The 255-nt window shown below is 51.0% G+C and carries 1 rRNA gene; it reads left to right on the top strand.

Going from position 1 to position 255, the window contains the following annotated elements:
- Window positions 1-255: ribosomal RNA gene (locus QFI97_RS00015) — 23S ribosomal RNA — on the top strand; the annotation flags it as partial.

Raw genomic sequence — 255 nt, forward strand, 5'->3', positions numbered from 1 at the left:
ATCAAATCGTACCCCAAACCGACACAGGTGGTCAGGTAGAGAATACCAAGGCGCTTGAGAGAACTCGGGTGAAGGAACTAGGCAAAATGGTGCCGTAACTTCGGGAGAAGGCACGCTGATGGTAAGTAAAGCGACTTGCTCGTGGAGCTGAAATCAGTCGAAGATACCAGCTGGCTGCAACTGTTTATTAAAAACACAGCACTGTGCAAACACGAAAGTGGACGTATACGGTGTGACGCCTGCCCGGTGCCGGAA

Origin of the sequence: Klebsiella scottii, assembly GCF_036561945.1 — a bacterium.
In the GTDB taxonomy this organism is placed as follows: Bacteria; Pseudomonadota; Gammaproteobacteria; order Enterobacterales; family Enterobacteriaceae; genus Klebsiella; species Klebsiella scottii.